Raw genomic sequence first — 23,774 nt, 5'->3', positions numbered from 1 at the left:
TCCCGCACTCCGGTGGAGTGATCGGGGCCTCCTGGCTGATGATCGCACTGCCCCTCTTGGGCGCGGCGATCCTCCTGCTCGGCGGGCGCCGTACCAACGCATGGGGGCACTACCTCGGTGTCCTGATGTCACTGGGTTCGTTCGTCGTCGCGGTGCTCGCCTTCCTCCAGCTCGCTGGTGGTCGTTACAGCATCCGCCTTTTCGACTTCATTCCCGGCATCGCCGACATCAGCCTGCTGGTCGACCCGTTGTCCATCAGCTTCTGCCTGCTGATCACCGGTGTGGGTTCACTGATCCACATCTACTCGATCGGCTACATGTCGCACGACCCCGACCGTCGCAGGTTCTTCGCCTACCTGAACCTGTTCGTCGCGGCCATGCTGCTGCTGGTGCTGTCGTCGAACTACGTCGGACTGTTCATCGGCTGGGAGGGCGTCGGTCTCGCCTCCTACCTGCTGATCGGCTTCTGGCAGTTCAAGCCCACGGCGGCCGCCGCGGCCAAGAAGGCCTTCATCGTCAACCGTGTCGGCGACTTCGGCCTGCTGGTCGGCATCTTCCTGATGTGGACCACGTTCGGCTCGCTCGCCTTCGGTGACATCTCCGGCAAGGTCGGCGAGGCCTCGCAGGGCACGCTGACCGCGATCGGCCTGCTGCTCCTGCTCGGTGCCTGCGGCAAGTCGGCCCAGCTGCCGCTGCAGTCGTGGCTCCTGGACGCGATGGAGGGCCCGACCCCGGTCTCGGCCCTCATCCACGCCGCGACCATGGTCACCGCCGGTGTCTACCTGGTGGTCCGCTCCGGCTTCATCTTCGAGGGCGCGCCCACCGCGCAGCTGGTCGTCACCATCGTCGGCGTCGCGACGCTGCTGGCCGGTGCGATCATCGGTTGTGCGAAGGACGACATCAAGAAGGGCCTGGCCGGCTCGACGATGTCGCAGATCGGCTACATGATGCTCGGCGCGGGCCTCGGCCCCGCCGGCTACGCGTTCGCGATCGGCCACCTGATCACGCACGGCTTCTTCAAGGCCAACATGTTCCTCGGCGCCGGATCGGTCATGCACGGCATGAACGACGAGGTGAACATGAGGAAGTACGGCGGCCTGTTCTCCGTGATGAAGGTGACCGCGGTGACCTTCATCATCGGCTATCTGGCGATCATCGGTTTCCCGCTGCTGTCCGGTTACTTCACCAAGGACGGCATCATCGAGACCGCGATGCACCACAACCAGATCCTCGGCTGGCTCGCCGTCGCCGGCGCGGGCCTCACCGGCTTCTACATGTCGCGGATGGTCTTCATGACCTTCTTCGGCAAGCGTCGCTGGGACTCCGAGGCGCACCCGCACGAGTCGCCCGCCGTCATGACGGTCCCGCTGATCATCCTGTCGATCGGCTCGATCTTCCTCGGTGGCTACCTTGTGCTGAGCAACAGGCTGATGCTCTTCCTCGCCCCCGCTGTCGGCCGGCCGGAGGAACTGCCCGTCTTCCACTGGAACAGCGTCGCGGGACTCGCGACGCTGGCGCTGGTGGCCGTTGGCGCCGTGCTCGCGTGGTTCAAGTACGGCAAGGCGGAGGTCCCCGAGGTCGCTCCTCGTGGCTCGTTCGTCACCGTCTTCGCGCGGCGTGACCTGTACGGCGACGCCCTCAACGAGGCGCTGCTCATGCGCCCCGGTCAGTGGCTCACCCGCATCGCGGTGTTCTTCGACAACCGCGGCATCGACGGCCTGGTCAACGGGCTGGCTGCGACGATCGGCGGCTCGTCGGGACGGCTTCGCCGCCTCCAGACGGGCTTCGCGCGGACGTACGCGTTGTCCATCCTCTTCGGCGCTGCCGTACTGGCGGGCGCTCTGCTCCTCGTAGGGAACCTGTGATGCCCTGGCTTACGATCCTGATGGCGGTGCCCGTGGTGGGCGCCGTCCTGGTGGCCCTCACGCCGAAGGGCAACGACAAGCTGGCCAAGCAGCTCACGTTGGCCGTCTCCGTCGTGGTGCTGGCGCTGACCATCGCGATGGCGGTGCAGTTCAGCCCGAAGGGTGACCGCTTCCAGTTCGTCGAGACCTACGAGTGGATCCCGCGCTTCGGCGTCCACTACGGCGTCGGCGTCGACGGCATCGCCCTGGTGCTGATCGCGCTGTCCGCCGTGCTGGTGCCGATCGTGGTGCTGGCCTCGTGGCACGACGCCGACGCGCCGAGCGCCAAGCGCTCGGTGAAGACGTACTTCGCGCTGCTGCTGGTGCTCGAGGCCATGATGATCGGCGTCTTCGCGGCGACCGACATCTTCCTCTTCTACGTCTTCTTCGAAGCCATGCTGATCCCGATGTACTTCATGATCGGGTCGTACGGCGGCGCCCAGCGGTCCTACGCGGCCGTCAAGTTCCTGCTCTACTCGCTGTTCGGCGGCCTGCTCATGCTGGTCGCGGTCATCGGCCTCTACGTGGTCGCGGGCAAGAACACCTTCATGTTCCCCGAGCTGATCGGGGCCATCCAGGACCCGACCACGCAGAAGTGGCTGTTCGCCGGCTTCTTCTTCGCGTTCGCGGTGAAGGCGCCGCTGTGGCCGTTCCACACCTGGCTGCCCGACGCGGCCGCCCAGGCTCCCGCGGGCGCGGCCGTGCTGCTGGTCGGTGTGCTGGACAAGGTCGGCACGTACGGCATGCTCCGCTTCTGCCTGGAGCTGTTCCCTGACGCGTCGAAGTTCTTCACGCCGCTGGTGATCGTGCTGTCGGTGGTCGGCATCATCTACGGCGCGATCGTGGCCATCGGACAGACGGACATGAAGCGCCTGATCGCCTACACCTCGATCTCGCACTTCGGCTTCATCGCCCTCGGCGTGTTCGCCATGACGAACGACGCGGGCGCGGGCGCCACGCTCTACATGGTCAACCACGGCTTCTCGACCGGCGCGCTGTTCCTGATCGCCGGGTTCCTCATCGCGCGGCGCGGCTCGCCGCACATCGAGGACTACGGAGGCGTGCAGAAGGTCACACCGAAGCTGGCGGGCGTGTTCCTCATCGCCGGCCTCTCCGGTCTGGCCCTGCCCGGGCTGTCGTCCTTCGTCAGCGAGTTCATGGTGCTGATCGGCACCGCCGAGCGGTACATGGTCCCCGCGATCATCTCCGCGAGCGGCGTGGTCCTGGCGGCCATCTACATCCTGTGGATGTACCAGCGCGTCGCGGGCGGTCCGACGGCCGAGCCCGTCAAGGAGTTCAAGGACCTCAACGGCCGCGAGCTGTGGGTCGTCGCCCCGCTGATCGCCCTGATCATCGGGCTCGGCTTCTACCCCAAGCCGCTGCTTGACGTGATCAACCCGGCCGTGGACCACACCCTGGTCTCCGTCCAGGTGGAGAAGTTCACCCCGGCGATTGCCGAGAAGGGGGCCGGACAGTGAATGGCATCCAAGCGCCGACGATCGAGTACGGCGCGCTCGCGCCGATGCTCGTCATCTTCGGCGCGGCGGTCATCGGCGTGTTGGTCGAGGCGTTCGCGCCGCGCTACCTGCGCAAGTCGATCCACGTGCCGCTGACGCTGCTCAGCACGGCCGGCGCCTTCGTGCTGGTCATCTTCCAGGTGATCAGCGGTGTTCCGACCACGGCGGCGGCCATGGGCGCCGTCGCGGTGGACGGTCCCGCGCTGTTCTTCTGGGGCGTCATCCTCGTCCTGTCCTTCGTGAGCGTGCTGCTGGTCATCGACGACGAGCACTTCGTGGCCTCGGCCGCGGCCGTGCCGGGCAGCGCGGCCGAGGAGGAGGCGGAGATCTCTGGTGGCGCGCACACCGAGGTCTACCCGCTGATCCTGTTCGCGGTCGGCGGCATGCTGCTGTTCGCCTCGTCGAACGACCTGCTGGTGATGTTCGTCGGCCTCGAGGTCATGTCGCTGCCGCTGTACCTCCTGTGCGGCCTCGCCCGCCGTCGCCGCCTGCTGTCGCAGGAGGCGTCGATGAAGTACTTCCTGCTCGGCGCGTTCTCCTCGGCCTTCTTCCTGTACGGCATGGCGTTCGTGTACGGCTTCGCCGGCTCCGTCGACCTGTCGAAGATCAACGACGCGCTCGGCACGGTCGGCGGGCTGGACACGGTGCTGCTGATCGGCCTGGGGCTGCTCGGCGTCGGCCTGCTGTTCAAGATCGGCGCCGCGCCGTTCCAGGCGTGGAAGCCTGACGTCTACCAGGGCGCCCCGACCCCCGTCACGGCCCTCATGGCCTCGGGTACCCTCGTCGCGGCCTTCGGGGCCGTCCTGAGGGTCTTTTGGGTGGCTCTGGGCAACCTCGACTGGGACTGGCGTCCGGTCATGTGGGGCGTCGCGATCCTGACCATGATCGTCGGTGCGGTTCTGGCCATCACCCAGACCGACATCAAGCGCATGCTGGCCTACTCCTCGATCGCGCACGCGGGCTTCCTGCTCATCGGCGTGATCGCGACCAGCCCCGACGCCGAGGGCAACGCCACCTCGCTGTCGGCGATCATGTTCTACCTGCTCGTCTACGGGATCACCACGGTCGGCGCCTTCGCGGTCGTCACGATGGTGCGCGACGCGGGCGGCGAGGCCACTCACCTGTCGAGGTGGGCCGGGCTCGGCAGACGGTCGCCGATGCTGGCGGGCGTGTTCGCCTTCTTCCTGCTGGCCTTCGCCGGAATCCCGCTCACCAGCGGGTTCTTCGGGAAGTACGCGGTCTTCGCGGCCGCCGTGGCCAACGGCGCGACGCCGCTGGTCGTCGTCGGTGTGGTCTCCTCGGCGATCGCCGCGTTCTTCTACGTTCGCGTGATCGTGCTGATGTTCTTCAGCGAGCCCGCGGCCGACGGTCCCACCATCGCGGTGCCCACTGCGGCCACCGCGGCTGTTATCACTCTTGCGGCAGCAGTTACGGTAGTGCTGGGGGTTTTCCCGCAGCCTGTCCTGGATCTCGCCGACAAGGCTGCCTCTGCCTTGTTTATCCGCTAAGGGGAATGTATGTCCGCGCCACCGGTTGTTGATCTGCCCATCGACGATGAGCGGTTGGCGCAAGACCTGGCCAGCGGTCTCGCGTCTGTCGAAAAGCTGCTGCGCACGTCGGTCGAGAGCGAGGACGCCTTCGTCACGGAGGCGTCCAAGCATCTGATCGAGGCGGGCGGCAAGCGCTTCAGGACGATGATGGTGCTGCTGGCCGCGCAGTTCGGCGATCCCTCCGCGCCGGGCGTCGTGCCCGCCGCGGTGGTGATCGAGCTGACCCACCTGGCCACGCTCTACCATGACGACGTCATGGACGAGGCGCCGGTCCGCAGGGGCTCGCCCTCCGCCAACGCCAGGTGGGACAACACCGTGGCGATCCTCACCGGCGACTTCCTGTTCGCGCAGGCGTCGGAGATCCTCGCCGACCTCGGCGCCGAGGCCATCAAGATCCAGGCGCAGACGTTCTCCCGCCTCGTGCGCGGGCAGATCCGCGAGACGATCGGCCCCTCCGCCGGCGACGACCCCGTGGCGCACTACATCAGGGTCCTGGCCGACAAGACCGGCTCGCTCATCGCCACCTCGGGCCGCTTCGGCGGGCTGCTGGCGGGGGCCTCCCCCGACGTCGTGGAGCGGCTCTCCAACGCCTGCGAGGCGATCGGCGTGGCCTGGCAGCTCGGCGACGACCTGCTGGACGTCGCCTCCACCTCCTCCGAGTCGGGGAAGACGCCCGGCACCGACCTGCGTGAGGGCATCAGGACGCTGCCCGTGCTCTACGCGCTGGAGTCGTCGCCCTCCTCACGGCTGCGCTCGCTGCTGAGCGCGCCCGTGGCGGAGTCCGACGTGGACGAGGCACTGGAGCTGCTCAGGGCGGACCAGGGGATGGCACGGGCCAGGCAGGAGCTCGACTCGTGGGTGAACAGGGCTCGGAGCCAACTGGCGGAGCTGCCTGACATCCCGGCCAGGTCGGCGTTCCTGTCGCTGTGCGACTACGTGGTGGAGCGGTCGGGCTGACGCCTTCTCCCTGGGTGCCGTGACGGCATCCCCGGGGGGCGTGACGACTTCTCTGGATGCCCCATGCCCTGGCGGCTTCGTTGGATGCCCCGCCGTGACGACCTCTTCGGACGCCGTGACGGCGGGGACCGGAGTTCTGCTGGGCGGCGCGCCCGCGGTGGGGGGAACCCTGTGACCACGGGGGCGCCGTGGGGGGCTTGCCGTACGGGGGCTCCCTGAGACGGTCAGGCCGGCTGCAGCTCGGCCGCGCGCCGGGCGCGCGCCGAGCGGAGGCTGTCGTAGGTGAAGACCGCCAGCGCCAGCCACACGATCGCGAACCCCGCCCACCGGCTCGGCGGCATGGTCTCCTTCACGATCAGGACGCCCACCAGGAACTGCAGGATCGGGGCGATGTACTGCAGCAGGCCGATGGTCGTCAGCGGCACCCTGATCGCGCTGGCCGTGAAGAACAGCAGCGGCACCGCCGTCACCACGCCGCCGCCCGCCAGCAGGAGCGCGTGCCACGGACCGTGGTCGCCGAACGTCGAACCGCCCGACTGCTCCAGGTAGACGAGGTAGGCCAGCGCGGGGGCCAGGAGCACGAGCGTCTCGACCGTCAGGCTCTCCGCGGCCCCGACGTTCGCCTTCTTCTTCACCAGCCCGTAGATGCCGAAGCTCATCGCGAGCGTGAGCGCGATCCACGGCAGCCGGCCGTAGTCGATGGTCAGCACGAGTACGGCCAGCGTCCCGAACCCCACCGCGACCCACTGCAGGGTCCGCAGCCGCTCCTTGAGCAGGATCACCCCGAACAGCACGCTCACCAACGGGTTGATGAAGTAGCCGAGCGCCGACTCCACCACGTGTCCCGAGTTGACGCCGTAGATGTAGGTGCCCCAGTTGACCGTGATGAGCATCGCCGCCAGCCCGAGCAGTCCGAGCTGCCTGCGCGTCAGCTGCCTGAACCACGACCAGTGCCTGCGCACCGCCAGGATCGCCACCACGGCGACCAGCGACCACGCCATGCGGTGGGCGAGGATCTCGATCGCTCCCGAGGGCTTCAGCAGGGGCCAGTAGAGCGGAAAGAGTCCCCACAGGACGTAGGCGGCCACCCCGTAGAGGACTCCGCGACGTTGGTCAGGCATGTAACCGATTTTTACGCCTTACTCCATTAAATACAAATGCGTATTGCTATCTGGGATGATGTAGGGCCGCTTAAGTGTTGTCGCGTAGAGTCGATGGAGGAGGTGGATGATGGGCTGGCTGTTCGGCACGCACAAGTCATCGATGGTGGACCCCTCGGATGCTCTACCGGGCCGTCCGACCCCGATGCCGGTGCCCGCTCGCCACGCGGTCCTGGACGCTCCCCTCGAGGGCGCGAACGGAGAGATCGCGGACTTCGGGATGGGCTGTTTCTGGGGCGCCGAGCGCATCTTCTGGCAGACGCCGGGCGTGGTGTCGACCGCTGTGGGCTACCAGGGCGGCTACACCCCCAACCCGACGTACGAGGAGGTGTGTTCAGGGCGCACGGGACACACGGAGGTCGTACGGGTCTTCTTCGACCCTGCGAAGGTGTCGTACGGGGAACTGCTGCGCGTGTTCTGGGAGGCGCACGACCCTACGCAGGGGATGCGCCAGGGCAACGACGCGGGGACGCAGTACCGCTCAGCCGTGTACTTCCACTCACCTGAGCAGGAGAAGGCGGCACTGACGTCGCGCGACTCCTACCAGGAGGTGCTGAAGGGGGCGGGGTACGGCGACATCACCACAGAGATCGCCCCAGCAGGCCCGTTCTACTACGCGGAGGATTATCACCAGCAGTACCTCCACAAGGTTCCTAACGGCTACTGCGGGATTGGAGGGACCGGGGTCACTTGCCCGGTAGGCATCGCGCCTGCTGGTGAGTGAACCGAGCGGTCTTCAACGAGGTCTCGGTCCTCTGGGCCGAGCACCTCGGCCAGCCGTTTCCTGGCATGGGGGACGACGTCTTCTCGGACTTCGTGCTCGCGGATGCCTACATGGCGGGCATCGTGACCTCGTATGTCGGCTCTCAGCGTGGCGTTCTCACGGAGGAGCAACGGCGTATCTTGAGCTCATGCGCCCGTGATCTTCGTTGGGTACTCAGGCGGGTCCGTGGTCGAGAGGCGCGAGCTTTCGTGGCCCGATCAGTGCACATCACAGGCCTGATCCTGGGCCGGGCAACGCTGGAAGAGCGTCACAGGCAGTAACACCGGCGACAATCTCTACAAGGTCAAGGCCGGCACGCCTGCGGCGACCCGGCACGCGGCGGGCGGTCGTTGGCCGCGCTGCGGCTCCGCGGATGCTCTGGTCATCTGGGTGCGCTGAATCGGCCGAAAGTACGGCCGGGAGATCGCGCGCCCCGTCTTGCGGTCGATGTTCGCACTGGGCCGCATCCGGAGAATCGGGCCCTATGCCCTTAAAGAATCACGCTCCGGGACTTAATGCCGGAGATATGGCCGGCGCTCCCGGTGTCCCCTGCACCCGCGCCGAGGCGACGGCAGGGGAGGCTCCGCGATGACCTCGCCCGGCCGATCGCGTATCGTCGCGCTCGACGTCCTGCGCGGGTTCGCGCTGTGCGAGATCCTGTTCGCCAACATCCAGCTCATGGCCACCGGCAGCTCCGCCGTCGTGACGCAGCCCATGGGCGACTGGGACCCCTGGCTCGGAATGCCGATCTTCTCCCTGCTGTTCGGCATCGGGTTCGCGCTGCTGCTGGACTCCGCCGCGAGCCGCGTCCCCCGCCCACGCCTGGCTCTGCTGCGCCGGCTGGGGGCGCTGCTCGCGATCGGCCTCGTGCACATGCTGCTATGGCCGGGCGAGATCCTGACCGACTACGCCGTCGTCGGCATCCTGGTGCTGCTGCCCTCGACCTGGCTGCCCCGGTGGGCCATGGCCGGCCTCGCCGCTGTACTCATCCCGGCGGCGCTGATCCTCAGCGGGGGCGGGCCTCTGCTGATCGCAGGGTTGTTCCTGCTGGGCTCGGCACTGGTCCGCTACGGAGTGATCGCGCAGATCGATCGGTCCACCCGAGGACCGCTCCTGCTGGGCCTGGTCTTCGCGGCGGGACTGGCCTCTGCCCTGTGGGTGCAGGCCAGCATGCGGGCCGTGGGGGCCACGACGTACCTGTCTTCCACGTCCAGCCTTGCTGATCTACTGCTCGTCGGTGTGTACGTGTGCGGCATGCTGGTCCTGCTCAGAACGCCCCTGCGACCGGCGCTGCAGTTCGTCTTCGCGCCCCTGGGCCGGATGGCACTGACCAATTATCTGACCGCCACACTCCTCGTTCTGGCGGCCAGTCACATCCTCGGCCTGCCGATCGGTCAGTCCTTGACGGCGGCGTCCTGGACGGCGGGAGCCATCCTGGCGGCCCAGTGGCTGTTGTCCACCCTCTGGCTGCGCCGCCACCGCCAGGGCCCCATCGAGTGGCTCTGGCGCTGGGCCACCTGGGCCCACCGCTCATCCCTGCGCATTTCTACGATCTCTTGACTACCGGAGGCGCACGCCGACACCTGCTTGCTGACCGTGGGCTCCGCTACGACGGAAGGCGCAGGGTGAACGTCGTGCGGACGCCTGGCACGCTGGCGACCGTGGCTGTGCCGCCGTGCGCCTCGGCCAGGTTGCGCACGATGGCGAGCCCGAGCCCGCTGCCGCCGGTCTGGCGGTTGCGGGACTTCTCGGCCCGCCAGAACCGGTCGAAGACGTGGGGAAGGTACTCGGCGCGGATCCCGATGCCCGTGTCGGTCACCTCGATGACGACCTGGTCGCCATCCTGGCGGGCGCCCAGCGTGATGTGCCCGCCGCGTGGCGTGTAGCGCAGGGAGTTGGTCACCAGGTTGCCGATGGCCTGGCGGAGCCGTACCGGATCCGCGGTCAGCTGGGGGTCATCGGTCACCTCGGTGGTCAGCGTGAGCCCTGCGGCTTCGGCCCGGCCCCGGTGAGCGGTGGCCACCTGGTCGAGAAGGTCGCCGAGGTGGACGGGTTCGACGTGCAGACGGAGCTTGCCCGCGTCGGCGAGGGCGAGCTCCTGGAGGTCGTCGACGATGTGCTGCAGCAGCAGGATCTCCTCGACCAGCGAGGCGATCAGCGCCGGGTCCAGCTCGGCGACGCCGTCCTGGGCGGCCTCCAGCCAGCCCCTGAGGTTGCTCAGCGGGGTGCGCAGCTCGTGGGAGACGTCGCTGACCATGGCCTTGCGCTGCTCCTCCATGCGCTGGAGGTGCTCCGACATCTCGTTGAACGCCGTGGCGAGCTCGCTGATCTCGCCGGTGGTCCTGACCGTGACGCGGGCGGAGCTGTCCCCGTCACGCATCCGTTGCGCGGCGTGGGTGAGCGCGTTGACGGGTCTGACCAGGCGCCTGGCCGCCATGACGCTCACGCCCACCGTCAGCACGAGCACGAGGAGGGCGGCACCGGCGATCGAGGGCAGCGGGATGCGCTGGCCGGTGGCCTCGGCGGGGGAGCCGATGTACAGGTACGCCGCGGGTGCGACGTAGGGATCGAGTTGTTCTTTGCGGGCCCTGACGATGCAGGAGGAGATCACCTGATCGGGTTCGGCGACCGGCGCCATCGGCGGTTTCTCCTTGGAGACCCAGGTGAAGTCGAGTCCGACCGAGCCCCTTTCCGCGCCCTTGCCCTTGAGGCACCTGCTGACCAGGAGGTTGAGCTGTTTCAACGCGGCCTTCTCGGCGCGCGTCGGCGTGCTGAAGGTGGTCGCGTCACAGACGCCCATCACGACGGGGGTCGCGACCGGCATCGGGCTGCGCACCGGGCTCGGCTTTTGACTGACCTCCTGGCCGAGCGTCGTGACGAGGGGCCTGCCGGTGTTCGAGACGCTCACCTGTACGGCCTGCCCGGTGCGGCGCGCGCAGACGGCATAGGTGTCGGCGGCCTTCTTCAGCCGGGTGCGATCGCGGGCGGACAGCAGGAAAGGGCCCACCGCTCGTGGATCGATGCGGTCCCTGGCCGCCCCGGGCACCAGGGTCACGTCCACGGCCAGCGGGTCGACGACGGCCGACACCTTGGCGGGCAGTGGGGTCCCGGCGGTCGCCGAGTCCGCGATGAGGGCGCCGTTCTCGGTGGTCAGCGCGATGCGGCGGCTGGTCTGGGCGGCGAGATCGCGCAGGGTGGGTGCGACGCCCGACCAGTCCGAATGGCGCGAGGCGTAGCCGAGCAGGCTGTTGTTGATCCGTGCGTCGCTGGCCAGTGTCTGGCCCTGCTCGCGCTGGATGGCGCCGGAGGTGCTGCTGGCAGCCAGCCACGCGGTCGCCGTGATCGAGCAGACCGCCACGACAGCCGAACTCGTGAGCAGCCTGACGAACAATGACCTCATGCGTTGGTCAGTTTGTAGCCGACGCCGTACACGGTCAGCAGCCGGACCGGGCGGCGCGGATCAGGCTCGATCTTCTTGCGCAGGTTCATCACGTGCACGTCGACCGTGCGTTCGGTGATGAACCTGTCGAAGCCGTGGATGCGCTCCAGCAGCTGCTTTCTGGTGAACACCCGCTCCGGCTCGGCAGCCAGCGTCTCGATGATCCGGAACTCCGCGAGCGTGCAGTCCACCAGCGTGTCCGCCGCGGTGACGGTGTGCCTGACCGGGTCCACGAGGAGGTCGCCCGCCTGGAACACCTGCCGGTCGGCGTCCTGGGACTTCCCGGTACGGCGCAGCAGGGTCCGCACGCGAGCCATCAGCGCACGCGGGCTGTACGGCTTGGCGACATAGTCGTCAGCACCGAGGTCGAGCCCCAACAGCAGATCATCCTCGGTGGACCTGGCGGTCAGCATCAGGATCGGCAGGTCGGACTCGGCACGCAGCACCCGGCAGACGTCCAACCCGTCGACCTTCGGCATCATCACGTCGAGCACCACGAGGTCGGGATCGGCCCGCCGCGCTTCGTCGATCGCGGAACGCCCGTCGTGCACGACGAGGACCTCATGGCCCTCCCGCTCCAGATACCGCCTGAGCAGTTCGGCCTGCTTGGGATCGTCCTCGGCGACCAGCACGTACGCGCACATGGGCTGAGGCTATGTCCATCTCATGGGTGCACATGGGATCCGCATGACAACCAAACAGGTTCCACACATTCTGTCGCCAGGCTGCGTCAGGTGAGAACCAACCTGCTTCGTACGGCTGCCGCGGCGGCACTCGCGTTCCTGCTGGCCGGCTGTGCGGGCAGCGCGAGCAGCGCCGTAGGGCGCGAGCCGGCGACCGGCGCCAGTTCCGCGAGCAGCGCCGTGCGGCAGGTGCCGGCGACCGGCGCCAGGTCGAAGATCGCGAGCGTCAAGGGGTCTCGGATCACGGTCTACGGAACCAAGGAAGGGGTGGCACAGAGGACGATCACGAGTCCCAACGACTACGGCGCGAGGCGTGTCTTCCTGGTGGAACGTGACGAGGGCGAGTGGCTCCAGGTGCTGCTGCCGATCCGGCCGAACGGCAGCAAGGGCTGGATCAAGGCCACCGACGTGACGCTCGCGGAGACCTCCTACCGGGTGGAGATCGATCGCGGGGCGTTCAGGTTCACGGTCTATGACGGCGACAGGGCCGTCAGGACGGGCAAGGTCGCGACGGGCGAAGCGGGCACGCCGACACCTCCGGGTCGTTACTTCTTCACCGAGCTGGTGAAGCCCGTCGACCAGGGCGGGGCCTACGGCGCCTACGCCTTCGGGCTGAGCGGCTTCTCGCCGGTGCTGAAGAGCTTCGCCGGTGGCCCGGGCCAGCTGGCGATCCACGGGACGAACAGGCCCTCCGGCATCGGCACGCGGGCCAGCCACGGCTGCGTCCGGATCAGCAACGACGACATCACCTGGATGGCGAAGAACTTGGCGATCGGTACTCCGGTCGTCGTACAGGGCTGAAGCCCGACTCGAATGAACAGGGGAACCCATATGAAGATCAAAGCCACGCTCATCGGCATCGGCGCGGTGCTGGCCCTGACCGCAGGACTCTCAGGCTTCTCGGGCCCGGCCGCGGCCGATCCCAAGAAGCCGTCCGCCACGCCCGCCACGCCCGCCCCGGCGCCGGCCGAGCGGCCCGCGGTCAAGACGCCAGCGGGTCCGGAGGAACCCGTCGTCGCCAGGCCGGCCTACACCGGCTGATCGTGGTACGGCGCCGCAGCCCCCGGGTCTGCGGCGCCGCGCCCCGGCGCCCGCAGCCCTCTCCTGCCCGCGGTCGCGTCAGCGACCAGGCCATCGCGGGCAGGAGCAGGACCCCGTGCGTCCACACCGCCTGCGCGGGCTCGAAGACGATAGAATTGCAGCTCTTATTCCGTTTTGTGCCTCTTTGGTCGTGCCGCCTCGCTTTCGTATCACCCTGACCGCGGTACCGGACCGCCGAGCGCGGGGGCTGTGATGCCGGCATGAAGATGTCCCGAGCTGACGACGACGCGCCGAACCGCGCCGCCCGCCGCGTGGCTCTGCTGGCACCGTGCGCCGCCCTGCTGATCGCGAGCTGCGCCCTGCCGTCAGAGGCGAGTTTCACGGCCGTATCCGCCATGTCGCCCGCACCTGCGGCGGCCGCGAGCGCCCCCAGCCCCACCCCGTCGGCGCTGAAGCCCGTGGATCCGGCCGCGTTCCAGTCCGCCGTCGAGCGTGCGGCGAGGAAGCTCATGGTTCCCGGCGCGGTGGTCCTGCTCCGCACCCCGCAGGGAACCTTCAGGGCGACCGTCGGCACCACCGAGCTGGGCACGGCCAAGGCGCCCACCACGGGCGACCACTTCAGGATCGCCTCCAACACCAAGACCATGACCTCGGCGCTGATCATCCTCCTCGCCCAGGACGGCAGGCTCCGGCTGAGCGACCCGGTCTCCGCCTACGTCCCCGGAGTGCCCAACGGCGAACACATCACCATCGCCGACCTGCTGAAGATGCGCAGCGGACTCTACAACTACACCAGCGCGCCCGAACTCGCGGCGGCACTGGACGCCGACCCGCGCAGGGTCGAGACGCCGCAGGCGATGCTGGACATCGCGTTCCGGCGCCCGCCGAACTTCGCGCCGGACGCGTCCTACGAGTACAGCAACACCAACTACGCGCTGCTGGGCCTCGTCGCCGAGAAGGCGGGCGGCCACCCGCTGGCCGAGCAGTTCCGAAACCGGCTGTTCGTCCCGCTGGGACTGGTGGGGACCTCGCTGCCCGCCGCCGACGACCTGTCCCTCCCCGCCCCCTCTTCCCACGGCTACATGTACGGAGGATCGGCCTACGCGCTGGTCGACCGGCCCTACCCCGACGACATGCAGGCGGCGGCCAGGTCGGGCAAGCTCCGGCCGGCGGACTACACTCACCAGAACCCCTCCTACGCCACCGCGGCCGGAGGCGTCATCTCCACCGCCGACGACCTGGCCACCTGGATCCGGGCCCTGGTGACGGGCAAGGTCCTCCATCCTCACTTCCAGCAGCAGTGGCTCCACAGCCCGCAAGCCCAGGACCCGGCCGCGCCCGAGGGGCAGAAGTACGGCTACGGCATCGCCTACCAGCGCTTCGGTCCGAGCGCCTCGATGTACTACCACGGCGGTGAGCTGCCCGGCTTCAACTCCTTCATCGGCCACGACCCGGACAACGAGGTCACGCTCGTCATCTGGACGAACCTGACCCTGTCGCCGGACGGCAAGACCACGGCCCAGGCCCTGCTGCCCACGGCCCTCAACCAGATCTACGCCGGCCTCTCCCTCCCCACCGTCGCTGACTAGCTTGATGGCGTCCCTGTGTTCGGCGGACGGTGAACTGCCCGGTGGCCTTCAGGGTCACCCGAGGTCACGACGGCGGAGCCCGGCCAGCCCGACGGCGGTGAGCCCGGTGGCGACGACGGTCAGCAGGACCAGCGGCGTCACGGTGAACGCGGCGACCGGAAGGCCAGGGGTCTGCGCGAACGGCGACACCTGCAAGATCGACGGGTCGGCGCCCAGCAGTTCCACCGCGAACTCGAGCACGAGGCACAGGCCGAGCGCGGCATAGGGGATGATCGCGGCGAGCCGTGGCAGCAGGCCGTACGCCAGCGTCGAGACGGCGGCCAGCACCAGGACCGAGGGCAATCGCGTCAGGCTCGCACCCACCAGCCGTGCGATCTCGCCGCCCGGATCTCCCGTGGAGAGCCCGTGGACCAGACCCATACCAACGCCGAGCCCGGCGAGCACGATCCCCGACCCGGCCGCGACGATGGCCAGGTGACCGCCTGCCCAGCGCAGTCTGCCGACCGGGCCGGTCAGGATGAGGTCGGCACGGCCGGAGATCTCCTCCGCCCGCAGTCTCAGGGTCGCCTGAATCGCGTAGAGCGTGATGACCTGGCTCATCAGGTAGATGACGAAGGCGAAGAAGCCGTCGGCGGGACGGCCACCACCACCCATCCGCTCGATCAGCTCCCTGAGGGCCTCGCTCGCGTTCAGCTGGTCGGCGGCGCTCCGCGCGGCGCCTCCCAGGCCGGCGCCGAACGCGGTGAACGCGATGGCCCAGGCGAGCAGCGTGCCCCGCTGCAGCCGCCATGCCAGGGCAATCGAGGTGCGCAAGCTCGGCGCCGCGTCGGCCGGACCGAGCCGGGGCGGGAGGATGCCGGCCCCCAGGTCCCGGCGTGCGGACATCCGGTAGGCGCCTGCCACCAGCAGCAGGATCAGGCCGACGACAGGCAGGAGCGGCCAGTAGTGGTCACCGGCGAAGGGGCGCATGTGCTGGGTCCAGCCGAACGGCGACAGCCAGGACACCCAGGAGCTCTTCTCGACGTCCGCGCCCGCGCGCACCGCGTACAGGATGCCCATCGCCATGGCGGCGAGGCCGCCGGCGGTACGAGAGCTCTCGGTCAGCTGGGCCGCCAGGCCCGCGACCGCGGCGAAGACCCAGCCGGCGGCGGCGACCGACAGCCCCATCACCAGGGAGCCCCGCGGAGGCAGCCCCTGGCCCATGAGACCCAGTGCCACGACAAGGGCGGTGACCAGGTTGGCGGCGAACGCCACGGTCAGCGCGGCCGTCAGCGCCGCGTGCCTGCCGACCACGGTCGAGCCCAGCAGCTCGCTCCGGCCCGCCTCCTCCTCCGCGCGGGTGCTGCGGATCACCAGCAACAGGCTCGCCAGCGCGATGAGCAGCGCTGCCTGCCCGCGTACTCGCCACGCGGCGAGCCCTCCTGCGGACGAGTCGTAGATCGGGCCGATCATCATGAGCTGTGTCGGGTCGCCGTTGGTCGTGTGGAGGAACGCCTGCCGCGCCTCTTCGGTGGGATAGGCAGCGGCCACCGAGCTCGCGACGCCGATCACGAGCATCGCCACGAGCCCGAACCAGGCCGGTAACCTCACCCGGTCGCGTCGCAGGATGAGCCGGATCAGTCCGCCGGTGCCGGTGAGAGTGCTCATCGCCGTACCGCCGCGTGCTCTCCGGTCGCGCCCGCGCCGGACAGATCGTCTTCGTAGTGGCGCAGGAACATCTCCTCCAGCGTCGGCGGCCGGCTGACCAGGCTCCGCACACCGACCTTCACGAGCTCGCCCAGCAGCGGGTCGAGCGCGTCGCCGTCGACCTGGCAGCGCAACCGGCTGCCCTGTGTCCACAGGTCGTGCACGCCGACCGATCCGGCGAGCTGGGGGACGGGACCGGCGAGCTCGGCCGTGATCGAGGTGCGGGTGAGGTGACGCAGCTCGGTGAGCGTGCCCGTCTCCACCGTACGGCCGCGCCTGATGATGCTCACCCTGTCGCACAGGGCCTCGACCTCGGCGAGGATGTGACTGGACAGCAGCACCGTGCGTCCCTTGTTCCGCTCTTCCTGGATGCTTTCCTGGAAGACGGCCTCCATCAGCGGGTCGAGGCCGGAGGTGGGCTCGTCCAGGATGAGCAGGTCGGCATCCGAGGACAGCGCCGCGACCAGGGCCACCTTCTGCCGGTTGCCCTTGGAGTAGGCCCGCCCCTTCTTGCGTGGATCCAGCTCGAAGCGCTCGAGCAGCTCGGCTCGGCGCCGGGGGTCGAGCCCGCCGCGCATCCGGCCGAGCAGGTCGATCGTCTCTCCACCGGTCAGGTCCGGCCACAGGGTCACGTCGCCTGGCACGTACGCCAGTCGGCGATGCAGTGCGGTCGCGTCTTGCCACGGATCGCCGTCCAGCAGCCGAGCCGTGCCCGCGTCCTGGCGCAGCAGGCCGAGCAGGATCCGGATGGTGGTGGATTTGCCGGCCCCGTTCGGGCCGAGGAACCCGTGCACCTCACCGGCCCGGACCGTCAGGTCCAGACCGTCGAGTGCCCGTGTCCGGCCGAAGGTCTTGACCAGACCGGACACGGAGATCATGTTGGACATGTTTGCAGGCTACATGAAATTCACGAAATTCGTGAACTATCGATAGTCTGTAGCCTGGGGCCTGCCGGAGACGACGCGCAGAGGGTGTGCATGACCAAGAGAGTTGACGACGAGAGCGGCACGGCCGACGCGCTGAGGTTCCTCGAACGCTTCGCCGTGATCATGTCCGACTCGGGTTACCCGCGCATGGCCGCACGCGTGCTCGCGGCGCTCCTCATCGCCGACGACGGCCGGCGTACCGCCGCTGAACTCGCCGACATGCTGCAGGTCGGCCCGTCGGCCGTCTCGGGCGCGGTGAAGTACCTGATGCGGGTCGGGATGGTGACCCGTGAGCGGGACCCCGGTGAGCGTCGCGATCATTACCGTGTCGACCAGACGGCGTGGTACAAGGCGGCGGCGTCGAGTGACGAGGTGTTCCGTCGCTTCGAGGAGGGCGCGCGCGATGGGGTCGAGGTGCTCGGCACGGACACGCCCGCGGGCGCCCGGATGGACGAGACCCGGCGCTTCTTCGCGTTCCTGCGCAGGGAGGTCCCCCAACTGCTGCACAAGTGGAACGAGGTGAACGCCCAGCCCGCGGAGCAGTCAGGCGATCCGGATCGAGCCGTCCGATGAGTCGCATCTGGTGTCGGCCAGGGCCCCGTACGGCCGGTCGCCTCCGGGTCGGCGGCGACCGCTGAGCTTGAGGGCCCGATCGCTCGTACCGGTCCGACACGACATCGCCGTCGGGTCGCTCCGCGCAGACCCGTCTTCGCGTGGTTCGATCCCGGCCAGTACAGTACGCGGATGGCGAACCTACGGGAGCAGATTCTCGCCGAACTCGGCGTCAAGGCGACCATCGTGCCCAAGGTCGAGATCCGGCAACGGATCGACTTCCTCAAGGACTACCTGCGGTCGACCTCGGCCAAGGGTTACGTGCTCGGGGTCAGTGGCGGCCAGGACAGCACGCTGACCGGCAGGTTGTGCCAGCTCGCCAGCGAGGAGTTGCGGGCCGAGGGGCATGAGGCCACCTTCATCGCGGTGCGGCTGCCGTACGGCGTGCAGGCCGACGAGCACGACGCGCAGATCGCGGTGAAGTTCATCCAGCCCGACCGGACGATCACGGTGAACGTCAAGCCGGGCGCGGACGCCGTCGCCGCCGAGACGGCGCTGGGCCTGCGGGAGCTGCTGGGCGATGAGCCCAAACTGCGGGACTTCGTGCGCGGCAACATCAAGGCCCGCGAACGCATGGTGATCCAGTTCTCGATCGCCGGTCAGCTGAGCATGCTGGTCGTGGGCACCGACCACGCCGCCGAGGCGGTGACCGGCTTCTTCACCAAGTACGGCGACGGCGGTGTCGACCTCACCCCGCTGACCGGACTGACCAAGCGCCAGGGCGCCGCCCTGCTGCAGGAGCTCGGCGCACCGCCGAGTGTCTGGGAGAAGGTCCCGACCGCCGATCTCGAGGACGACCGGCCCGCGCTGCCCGACGAGGTGGCGCTCGGCCTGACGTACACCCAGATCGACGACTATCTGGAAGGTCTCGACGTCGCGCCGGACCTGGCGGCGAAGGTGGAGTCGGCCTACCTCGCGACCCGGCACAAGCGGACCGTTCCGGTCACCCCCCTCGACGACTGGTGGCGCAGTTGATCCCGCGGTAACCGCTGTCGATTCTTCAGCGCGGACGACATGGGCGTGCGACCGTGATCTTCATGGTTTGGGCGACGATGTTCCGCTTGGTGTTGATCCTGGTCGCGGTGACCGGCTTGAGCTGTACGTGGATGGCCCTGGCCGACCCGCTGAACCCGCTCGTGCTCTTCACCGTGCAGAGCAATCTGATGCTCGCGGGATATTGCTCCTGGCGGGTGGTGACCAGACGGCGGCCCTCCACCGGGGTCAAGGGGGCGGTGACGCTCTACATCGTGATAACCGGGCTGGTGTGGCACTTTCTGCGCATGCGTGGAGCCAACCCCTTCGAGCACCTCTCTCTCACCGGTCCCGGCCTCGGCAACTTCCTCCTCCATTACGTGACACCGATCATGGCCGTGATCGACTGGCTGGCCTTCGACAGGACCGCCCCTCGGCCGAGGTGGGCGGCGGCCCCTGCCTGGCTGGCCTATCCGGTGGTGTATATGGTCTTTGCCCTGGTCCGGGGCGCCCTGCTGCCTCCACACGCATGGAAGCGATACCCCTATCCGTTTCTGAACGTGGACAGGTTCGGGTACGGCGGAGTCCTGCTCATGGCGGTGGCGCTGGCCGTCTGCTTCGCGCTGCTCGGTTATGGGCTGATCGCCCTCCACCGCCTCGTCAATCACCGGAACCGTACGGCGGTCGACTCCATGTGAAGTGGTCGATGCGCGGGCGGGTGCCCTGTGAGCGTGTGACTGGCGCTGGATCAGCGTCGAGCGGTTCCCTCAAGACCGGCTCTGAGCAAGGATGATCCAGGCACGGTGAGGCTGGATGGAAATGGCTGTGTTCGCGTGCGCCGGCTGTGGCACCGTGCTGACCTCACCGGTGTCGCAGGTCGTGCTCCCCGCCCACGCCCATCAGCGTTACGGCCATGACCTCCCGATGGCCCTGTCGCTGATGCGTTCCGTCCGGCGCTCGATGCCCTGCTCCCACCCAGGTCGCCGGGGAAGAGCCTGGCCCTGGCCGGGCCGGGCCTGCCCGCCACGGCCGCGGACATCACCTTGGTTCCGCGGCATCCGCAGACCGGGGAGACGTGGTCGTCCGGCGCGGGAGCGACGGTGCCGCTGGCTGCCGATGTGTGGATGTATCTGGCCTTCAACCGCGATCGGCGACTCTGCCCCGCGTCGGGCGGGCTACCCGAGGGCGTCTATCGCGACGACCCTCCACCGCTGCTGCCGGCCTTCTCGTTCCGGGCCGACCGAGGGGTGTTCCTCCACACGCTGGCCCGGCTGCCGCAGGTTCGCCAACCGTGGCTTCGCGCGATCTACGACCGCGCGGAGGACAACCGATCCAGTCACGCGTTCTGGCGGTAGGGAGACTTCACCGCTGGCACTGCTCGGAGCCTGCCCAAGCCGTTTCCGTCTGTAGGACCATGTGCTCATGTCCGTGACCGAGTTCGCCGGCAAGGTCATGACAGCATGGCCGCTCAGTCTGACGCCCCGCCTGGGCAAGTCGAATGCTTCGACTGGGACGGCGCCCACCTGTTCACCTTGGACACCTTCACGCTACGTCTGGCCTTTCACGCCCGACGAGCAGACGTGACCGTACGCGCGAAGTCCATACCCAGGCCCCCAACGGGTACCGCGAAATCGGCGGTGCCAACGTCAAGCTAGGTGACCCGTTCGAGCGGGCTCCTGTCGGGCGGATCCGATGCCCGCGCTGAGGAGTCGGGTGCGCGGTCGGGGTTACTGCTTCGGTGTGAGGGTGAGGTTGAAGTGGATCTCGACTTCGTCGCTGACCCTGAGGGCGCCGAAGAACGCCGAGTAGGGCCGGATTCCCCAGCGGGACTGCAGGACGGTCGCCGAGCCGTGTACGCGGCCCTCGGTCAGCGCGCCCTGCACCGTCACAGGTTGGGTGACGCCGACCATGGTGAGGTCGCCCTCGATGCGGAACGACTCCGCGCTTCCCTCGATCCGTGACGACCTGAACGTGATCGTGGGATGGCGGCCGCTGTGAAGGACCTTCTCTCGAACGATCTTCGCGATCTCTTCACGATCGGAGCTCGTCAGCGGTTTGACGCCGCCGGTTCCTTCCTGGACCTCGAACGACTCGGCGTCGACCTCGACGGTCACCGAGCAGTTGGCCGGGTCGGCGGGGTCGACCGTGGCGTCGCCGCGCCAGCGCGTGACCCCGATGGTGAGATCATGGCCGGCCTTCGCGCCCAGCCCGGTACGCGTCGTATTGACCAGGAGCCGACCAGACTCGGGTCCCCACGCGTAGCCACCAGCGGTGATGCTCACCTTTCCAGGCTAGCTCCGGCTGGAGGGTCTGCAGTATCCCGCTCGGCGCCTAATTCGGCGGGCGGCGGCGCGCGTCTCTCGTCGCCTGCGTGCTCTGCTGGAGGGTGCGCACCATGATGATGGCTGGTCCAACTGGCGTGGGCTGCTGACAACGTCAGGGGCCGGTCCCTCGGTGGGCGACGCCGGACACGCGATGAGAACTCGATCGCCGCTTGCGGGTGAAAGGGAGTGATCGGCCCCAAGGAACGGAGCTCACGCTTGATCACCCATGGCGAACCGGACGACGCGGAGGTGATCGACCGTGCCCGGCGAGATCCCGCCGCCTTCTCCGTGCTGTTCGACCGGCACGCTCCCGCGCTCCACCGATACGTGACCCGCCGGTTGGGCGACTCGCTGGCCGACGACGTCGTGGCCGAGACGTTCCTGGCGGCCTTCCGCCGGCTCACCCGCTACGACACCGCCCACCGCGACGCCCGCCCGTGGCTGTACGGCATCGCCGCCAACCTCATCGGCAAACACCGCCGCGCCGAGGTCAGGGCGTACCTGGCGCTGGCCAGAACCGGGACGGACGAGGTGGCGGAGAGCTACGCCGACAGAGTGGAGGCCCGCGTGTCGGCCTCGGCGGCGCACCAGGAGCTGGCGGAGGCGCTCGCGGTGCTGTCGCCCGAGGACCGCGAGGTCCTGCTGATGATCGCCTGGGCCGACTTCAGCTACGAGGAGGTGGCACGGGCGCTCGGCATCCCTGTCGGCACGGTGCGTTCGCGCCTGCACCGGGCCCGGAGGAAGACCCGTGCGGCTCTGGGCGGGGTCGACCCGTCCGCTGTCGAAGAGGAGACCACCCGTGGATGACCTGGAGCTGCTGAGCGGCATGCGAGCGGACGCGCCCGAGCCCGGGGTGGAGCGGCTGAAGGCCCTGCGCGTCCGGGCGCTGAGGCGCCGGCGCCGGTTCTGGATGGCGCCGTCCCTGCTCGCGGTGGCCGGGGCGCTGGCGGCGGCGGCGGTGGTGAGCGGCATCGGCGCGCCCACCCAGGGCACGCGCCCGATCGTCATCACCGGGACGGTGCCCATGAGCGCGGAGGCTGTGCTGAGACAGGCCGCTCAGGTCTCCGAGCGGCGCGCTCCCGCCCCGGCGCCACGCCCCGACCAGTGGTTGTACCGCAAGACCCTGGTCAAGCAGCCGGGCGAAGCGACGGCCGAGGTCCAGGAGTACTGGACCCGCTACGACGGCACCCGGCAGGCCGTCCGTCAGGGGCAGGGCCCGCTGGAGGAGCACCGCCACAGGCCGGACCCGGATGACGACGACCTGAGCCCGCGGGGGTACGCGGCCAGGCTGGCCAAGCTGCCCACCGACCCCAGCAGGCTCCTGGCGCACGTCAAGGGCGACAGGCACTGGGCGACCAAGCCGAAGGAGGAGGCGGGCCTCGGGGAGCATCCAGACGCGCGGGCCTTCCGGGTGCTGTCGGTGTACCTCGAGCAGGAGGTGCCCGTGCCGCCCAGGCTGCGGGGAGCGATCTTCCGCGCCCTCGCCGAGATCCCCGGCGTGCGGGTGGACTCCGGCGTACGTGACGCGGCGGGCAGGACGGGCATCGGCATCGCCTACGAGTGGGGTGCTCCAGGCGTCGGCACCGAGCGCGACGCGAACGGCCAGGTGGTGGCCAGGTCGTACCTGGTCCTCGACGCCACGACCTACGAGTTCCTCGGCAGGCGGGTGGACTACGTGCGCGACCACGTCATCAACGGCGACGTCGTCTTCACCGCGGGGAGCTTCTACGCCAGTGCCGAAGTCGCGGCGGGCGTCGTGGACGAGCCCGGCGAGCTCCCCGGGTAGGTAGTGTCGGCGGATGTCGATCTCCCCCTCTCCCCACCTTCTCGACCTGGCGGCCGAGCTGCTGCCCGGCGTGTCCCTCGACGGAGCGCGGTTCGGCGGAGGGCAGTTCCACGACGTGGTTCTCCTCCCCGGCGCGGCCGCCGTCCGTGTCGCGCGTACGGAAGCGGCGGCGGCCTCGTTGCCCCGCTGCGCCGACTGCTGGCTCGGCTGGCCCGGATGGACCTGCCCTTCCAGGTGCCCACCCCGCTCGTCCCCGTCTCCACGGTCGCAGGCCGCGTGGCCGTCGCCGTGAGCTGGGTGGACGGCACCGCGCATCCTCGGGGGAGCGGGGATCCCGCGAAGCTTCGCGGCCTGCTCGACGCCCTCGCCTCCGTGGACCTCCGGCTGGTGGAGGACGTGCTGGACGAGCCGCACGCCTACGCGGGCAGGGAGCGCTGGGAGGAGATCCTCGTGGAGGAGGTGCTGCCCCGGCTGCCCGTCCATGTGCGGACGGAGGCGCGGCGCAGGATCGAGGCGGCCCTCGAGCTCGACAAGGTCACGGCGAGTCTGGTTCATGGGGATCTGGGCGGCGACAACGTGCACTGGAGTTCGGACGGCGACCTGATCGGGGTGCTCGACTGGGATCTCGCCCAGCCCTTCGATCCCGCTGTGGACGCCGCCTGTCTGGCCTGGCACGGGTGGGACGCCGTGAGGTCGGCGGTGGACGGCGAGACCTACAGGAGAGCGCGCGTGTGGGCGGGGACGTTCGCGATCGAGCAGGTCGGCTCGGCCCTCGTGAACGGCGAGCCGCCACACGTGGTCGATCGTCATGTCGAGTCGACGGTGCGCCTGCTGGAGCGCGGCGAGCATTGACGGTGCATGACGC

At 69.0% G+C, this 23,774-nt stretch carries 22 protein-coding genes; 16 read left to right on the top strand and 6 right to left on the bottom strand.

All coding sequences use genetic code 11. The features are described from left to right. Window positions 1-38 precede the first annotated feature (38 nt). From nuoL to FHR33_RS24440, 4 genes are read left to right on the top strand one after another with little or no spacing between them, the layout of a single operon-like run. Window positions 39-1,865, top strand: a complete 1,827-nt coding sequence (gene nuoL / locus FHR33_RS24455; protein ID WP_183660264.1) for an NADH-quinone oxidoreductase subunit L — start codon at window positions 39-41, stop codon at window positions 1,863-1,865. After that, window positions 1,865-3,382 carry an NADH-quinone oxidoreductase subunit M gene (locus tag FHR33_RS24450; protein WP_183652026.1) on the top strand — a complete coding sequence of 506 codons (1,518 nt, stop codon included), beginning with the start codon at window positions 1,865-1,867 and terminating at the stop codon, window positions 3,380-3,382. Before nuoL ends, FHR33_RS24450 begins: the two co-directional genes overlap by 1 nt. A gap of 44 nt (window positions 3,383-3,426) precedes the next feature. Continuing rightward, a complete protein-coding gene (nuoN, locus tag FHR33_RS24445; protein WP_246453072.1) occupies window positions 3,427-4,929 on the top strand; it encodes an NADH-quinone oxidoreductase subunit NuoN in 1,503 nt (500 codons plus the stop codon). A 9-nt stretch (window positions 4,930-4,938) separates the two neighbouring features. After that, entirely contained in the window at window positions 4,939-5,928 is a 990-nt protein-coding gene (locus FHR33_RS24440; protein ID WP_183652020.1) for a polyprenyl synthetase family protein, read from the top strand. A gap of 224 nt (window positions 5,929-6,152) precedes the next feature. Here FHR33_RS24440 and rarD read toward each other — a convergent pair whose 3' ends face one another. Beyond that, window positions 6,153-7,049, bottom strand: coding sequence for an EamA family transporter RarD (gene rarD, locus FHR33_RS24435; protein ID WP_183652016.1), 897 nt, complete (start codon window positions 7,047-7,049; stop codon window positions 6,153-6,155). 109 nt (window positions 7,050-7,158) lie between these two features. Here rarD and msrA point away from each other — a divergent pair, with 109 nt between their 5' ends. Next, window positions 7,159-7,812, top strand: coding sequence for a peptide-methionine (S)-S-oxide reductase MsrA (msrA, locus tag FHR33_RS24430; protein WP_183660263.1), 654 nt, complete (start codon window positions 7,159-7,161; stop codon window positions 7,810-7,812). 627 nt (window positions 7,813-8,439) lie between these two features. Further along, window positions 8,440-9,411 (top strand): DUF418 domain-containing protein, encoded by a 972-nt coding sequence (locus tag FHR33_RS24425; protein ID WP_183652014.1) that lies wholly within the window; start codon window positions 8,440-8,442, stop codon window positions 9,409-9,411. Window positions 9,412-9,457: 46 nt separating this feature from the next. Here the strand turns inward: FHR33_RS24425 and FHR33_RS24420 are convergent, their stop codons facing one another. Both FHR33_RS24420 and FHR33_RS24415 read right to left on the bottom strand, forming a co-directional pair. After that, window positions 9,458-11,251: a sensor histidine kinase gene (locus FHR33_RS24420; protein ID WP_183652012.1), complete on the bottom strand. Its 1,794-nt coding sequence runs from the start codon at window positions 11,249-11,251 to the stop codon at window positions 9,458-9,460. Next, window positions 11,248-11,934: a response regulator transcription factor gene (locus FHR33_RS24415; RefSeq protein ID WP_183652008.1), complete on the bottom strand. Its 687-nt coding sequence runs from the start codon at window positions 11,932-11,934 to the stop codon at window positions 11,248-11,250. Before FHR33_RS24415 ends, FHR33_RS24420 begins: the two co-directional genes overlap by 4 nt. A 90-nt stretch (window positions 11,935-12,024) precedes the next feature. Here FHR33_RS24415 and FHR33_RS24410 point away from each other — a divergent pair, with 90 nt between their 5' ends. From FHR33_RS24410 to FHR33_RS24400, 3 genes are all read left to right on the top strand, one after another. Further along, on the top strand, window positions 12,025-12,774 hold the full coding sequence (locus tag FHR33_RS24410) for a L,D-transpeptidase (RefSeq protein ID WP_312895701.1): 750 nt from the start codon (window positions 12,025-12,027) through the stop codon (window positions 12,772-12,774). A 30-nt stretch (window positions 12,775-12,804) separates the two neighbouring features. Continuing rightward, window positions 12,805-13,014: a hypothetical protein gene (locus tag FHR33_RS24405; protein WP_183652003.1), complete on the top strand. Its 210-nt coding sequence runs from the start codon at window positions 12,805-12,807 to the stop codon at window positions 13,012-13,014. Between the two features lie 260 nt (window positions 13,015-13,274). Further along, entirely contained in the window at window positions 13,275-14,603 is a 1,329-nt protein-coding gene (locus FHR33_RS24400; RefSeq protein WP_246452065.1) for a serine hydrolase domain-containing protein, read from the top strand. A 54-nt stretch (window positions 14,604-14,657) separates the two neighbouring features. Here the strand turns inward: FHR33_RS24400 and FHR33_RS24395 are convergent, their stop codons facing one another. Together FHR33_RS24395 and FHR33_RS24390 are read right to left on the bottom strand one after the other, a co-directional pair. Then, window positions 14,658-16,250 carry an ABC transporter permease gene (locus FHR33_RS24395; RefSeq protein ID WP_183652000.1) on the bottom strand — a complete coding sequence of 531 codons (1,593 nt, stop codon included), beginning with the start codon at window positions 16,248-16,250 and terminating at the stop codon, window positions 14,658-14,660. Further along, entirely contained in the window at window positions 16,247-17,176 is a 930-nt protein-coding gene (locus tag FHR33_RS24390) for an ABC transporter ATP-binding protein (RefSeq protein WP_183651996.1), read from the bottom strand. Before FHR33_RS24390 ends, FHR33_RS24395 begins: the two co-directional genes overlap by 4 nt. 90 nt (window positions 17,177-17,266) lie before the next feature. Between FHR33_RS24390 and FHR33_RS24385 the strand changes: the two genes are divergently transcribed. The 4 genes from FHR33_RS24385 to FHR33_RS24370 all read left to right on the top strand — a co-directional run bounded on the left by FHR33_RS24385 (window position 17,267) and on the right by FHR33_RS24370 (window position 20,154). Then, the gene (locus FHR33_RS24385) at window positions 17,267-17,788 is read left to right on the top strand and encodes a GbsR/MarR family transcriptional regulator (protein WP_183651993.1); all 522 of its coding nucleotides are present in this window, start codon (window positions 17,267-17,269) and stop codon (window positions 17,786-17,788) included. A 171-nt stretch (window positions 17,789-17,959) separates the two neighbouring features. Continuing rightward, window positions 17,960-18,802, top strand: a complete 843-nt coding sequence (nadE, locus tag FHR33_RS24380) for an NAD(+) synthase (RefSeq protein WP_183651991.1) — start codon at window positions 17,960-17,962, stop codon at window positions 18,800-18,802. Between the two features lie 62 nt (window positions 18,803-18,864). Further along, window positions 18,865-19,497 carry a Pr6Pr family membrane protein gene (locus tag FHR33_RS24375; protein ID WP_246453070.1) on the top strand — a complete coding sequence of 211 codons (633 nt, stop codon included), beginning with the start codon at window positions 18,865-18,867 and terminating at the stop codon, window positions 19,495-19,497. Window positions 19,498-19,899: 402 nt separating this feature from the next. Continuing rightward, window positions 19,900-20,154, top strand: a complete 255-nt coding sequence (locus FHR33_RS24370; RefSeq protein WP_183651985.1) for a hypothetical protein — start codon at window positions 19,900-19,902, stop codon at window positions 20,152-20,154. Between the two features lie 372 nt (window positions 20,155-20,526). On the opposite strand, the gene FHR33_RS24365 is transcribed toward FHR33_RS24370, so the two are convergent. Continuing rightward, window positions 20,527-21,081, bottom strand: a complete 555-nt coding sequence (locus FHR33_RS24365; RefSeq protein ID WP_183651982.1) for a YceI family protein — start codon at window positions 21,079-21,081, stop codon at window positions 20,527-20,529. Window positions 21,082-21,339: 258 nt separating this feature from the next. Between FHR33_RS24365 and FHR33_RS24360 the strand changes: the two genes are divergently transcribed. The 3 genes from FHR33_RS24360 to FHR33_RS24350 all read left to right on the top strand — a co-directional run bounded on the left by FHR33_RS24360 (window position 21,340) and on the right by FHR33_RS24350 (window position 23,761). Further along, on the top strand, window positions 21,340-21,930 hold the full coding sequence (locus FHR33_RS24360; RefSeq protein ID WP_183651979.1) for an RNA polymerase sigma factor: 591 nt from the start codon (window positions 21,340-21,342) through the stop codon (window positions 21,928-21,930). Beyond that, complete coding sequence (locus FHR33_RS24355; protein ID WP_183651975.1) at window positions 21,923-22,909, top strand: CU044_5270 family protein; 987 nt, start codon at window positions 21,923-21,925, stop codon at window positions 22,907-22,909. The genes FHR33_RS24360 and FHR33_RS24355 overlap by 8 nt, the downstream gene beginning before the upstream one ends. Before the next feature lie 216 nt (window positions 22,910-23,125). Next, a complete protein-coding gene (locus FHR33_RS24350; RefSeq protein WP_221241222.1) occupies window positions 23,126-23,761 on the top strand; it encodes a phosphotransferase family protein in 636 nt (211 codons plus the stop codon). The last annotated feature ends 13 nt before the right edge of the window (window positions 23,762-23,774 follow it).

This window comes from Nonomuraea dietziae (genome assembly GCF_014195505.1).
Taxonomy (GTDB): Bacteria; Actinomycetota; Actinomycetes; order Streptosporangiales; family Streptosporangiaceae; genus Nonomuraea; species Nonomuraea roseola.
This window is presented reverse-complemented; position numbering and strand designations above follow the sequence as displayed.

Excerpts from the sequence above, each read along its gene's own strand:
- FHR33_RS24395 (WP_183652000.1), bottom strand. The coding sequence starts at position 16,250 with ATGAGCACTCTCACCGGCACCGGCGGACTGATCCGGCTCATCCTGCGA.
- FHR33_RS24450 (WP_183652026.1), top strand. The coding sequence starts at position 1,865 with ATGCCCTGGCTTACGATCCTGATGGCGGTGCCCGTGGTGGGCGCCGTC.
- FHR33_RS24420 (WP_183652012.1), bottom strand. The coding sequence starts at position 11,251 with ATGAGGTCATTGTTCGTCAGGCTGCTCACGAGTTCGGCTGTCGTGGCG.
- FHR33_RS24405 (WP_183652003.1), top strand. The coding sequence starts at position 12,805 with ATGAAGATCAAAGCCACGCTCATCGGCATCGGCGCGGTGCTGGCCCTG.
- FHR33_RS24375 (WP_246453070.1), top strand. The coding sequence starts at position 18,865 with ATGGTTTGGGCGACGATGTTCCGCTTGGTGTTGATCCTGGTCGCGGTG.
- nuoN (WP_246453072.1), top strand. The coding sequence starts at position 3,427 with ATGCTCGTCATCTTCGGCGCGGCGGTCATCGGCGTGTTGGTCGAGGCG.
- FHR33_RS24350 (WP_221241222.1), top strand. The coding sequence starts at position 23,126 with ATGGACCTGCCCTTCCAGGTGCCCACCCCGCTCGTCCCCGTCTCCACG.
- FHR33_RS24390 (WP_183651996.1), bottom strand. The coding sequence starts at position 17,176 with ATGTCCAACATGATCTCCGTGTCCGGTCTGGTCAAGACCTTCGGCCGG.
- FHR33_RS24415 (WP_183652008.1), bottom strand. The coding sequence starts at position 11,934 with ATGTGCGCGTACGTGCTGGTCGCCGAGGACGATCCCAAGCAGGCCGAA.
- rarD (WP_183652016.1), bottom strand. The coding sequence starts at position 7,049 with ATGCCTGACCAACGTCGCGGAGTCCTCTACGGGGTGGCCGCCTACGTC.
- nadE (WP_183651991.1), top strand. The coding sequence starts at position 17,960 with ATGGCGAACCTACGGGAGCAGATTCTCGCCGAACTCGGCGTCAAGGCG.
- FHR33_RS24400 (WP_246452065.1), top strand. The coding sequence starts at position 13,275 with ATGAAGATGTCCCGAGCTGACGACGACGCGCCGAACCGCGCCGCCCGC.
- nuoL (WP_183660264.1), top strand. The coding sequence starts at position 39 with ATGATCGCACTGCCCCTCTTGGGCGCGGCGATCCTCCTGCTCGGCGGG.
- FHR33_RS24425 (WP_183652014.1), top strand. The coding sequence starts at position 8,440 with ATGACCTCGCCCGGCCGATCGCGTATCGTCGCGCTCGACGTCCTGCGC.
- FHR33_RS24385 (WP_183651993.1), top strand. The coding sequence starts at position 17,267 with ATGACCAAGAGAGTTGACGACGAGAGCGGCACGGCCGACGCGCTGAGG.
- FHR33_RS24440 (WP_183652020.1), top strand. The coding sequence starts at position 4,939 with ATGTCCGCGCCACCGGTTGTTGATCTGCCCATCGACGATGAGCGGTTG.
- msrA (WP_183660263.1), top strand. The coding sequence starts at position 7,159 with ATGGGCTGGCTGTTCGGCACGCACAAGTCATCGATGGTGGACCCCTCG.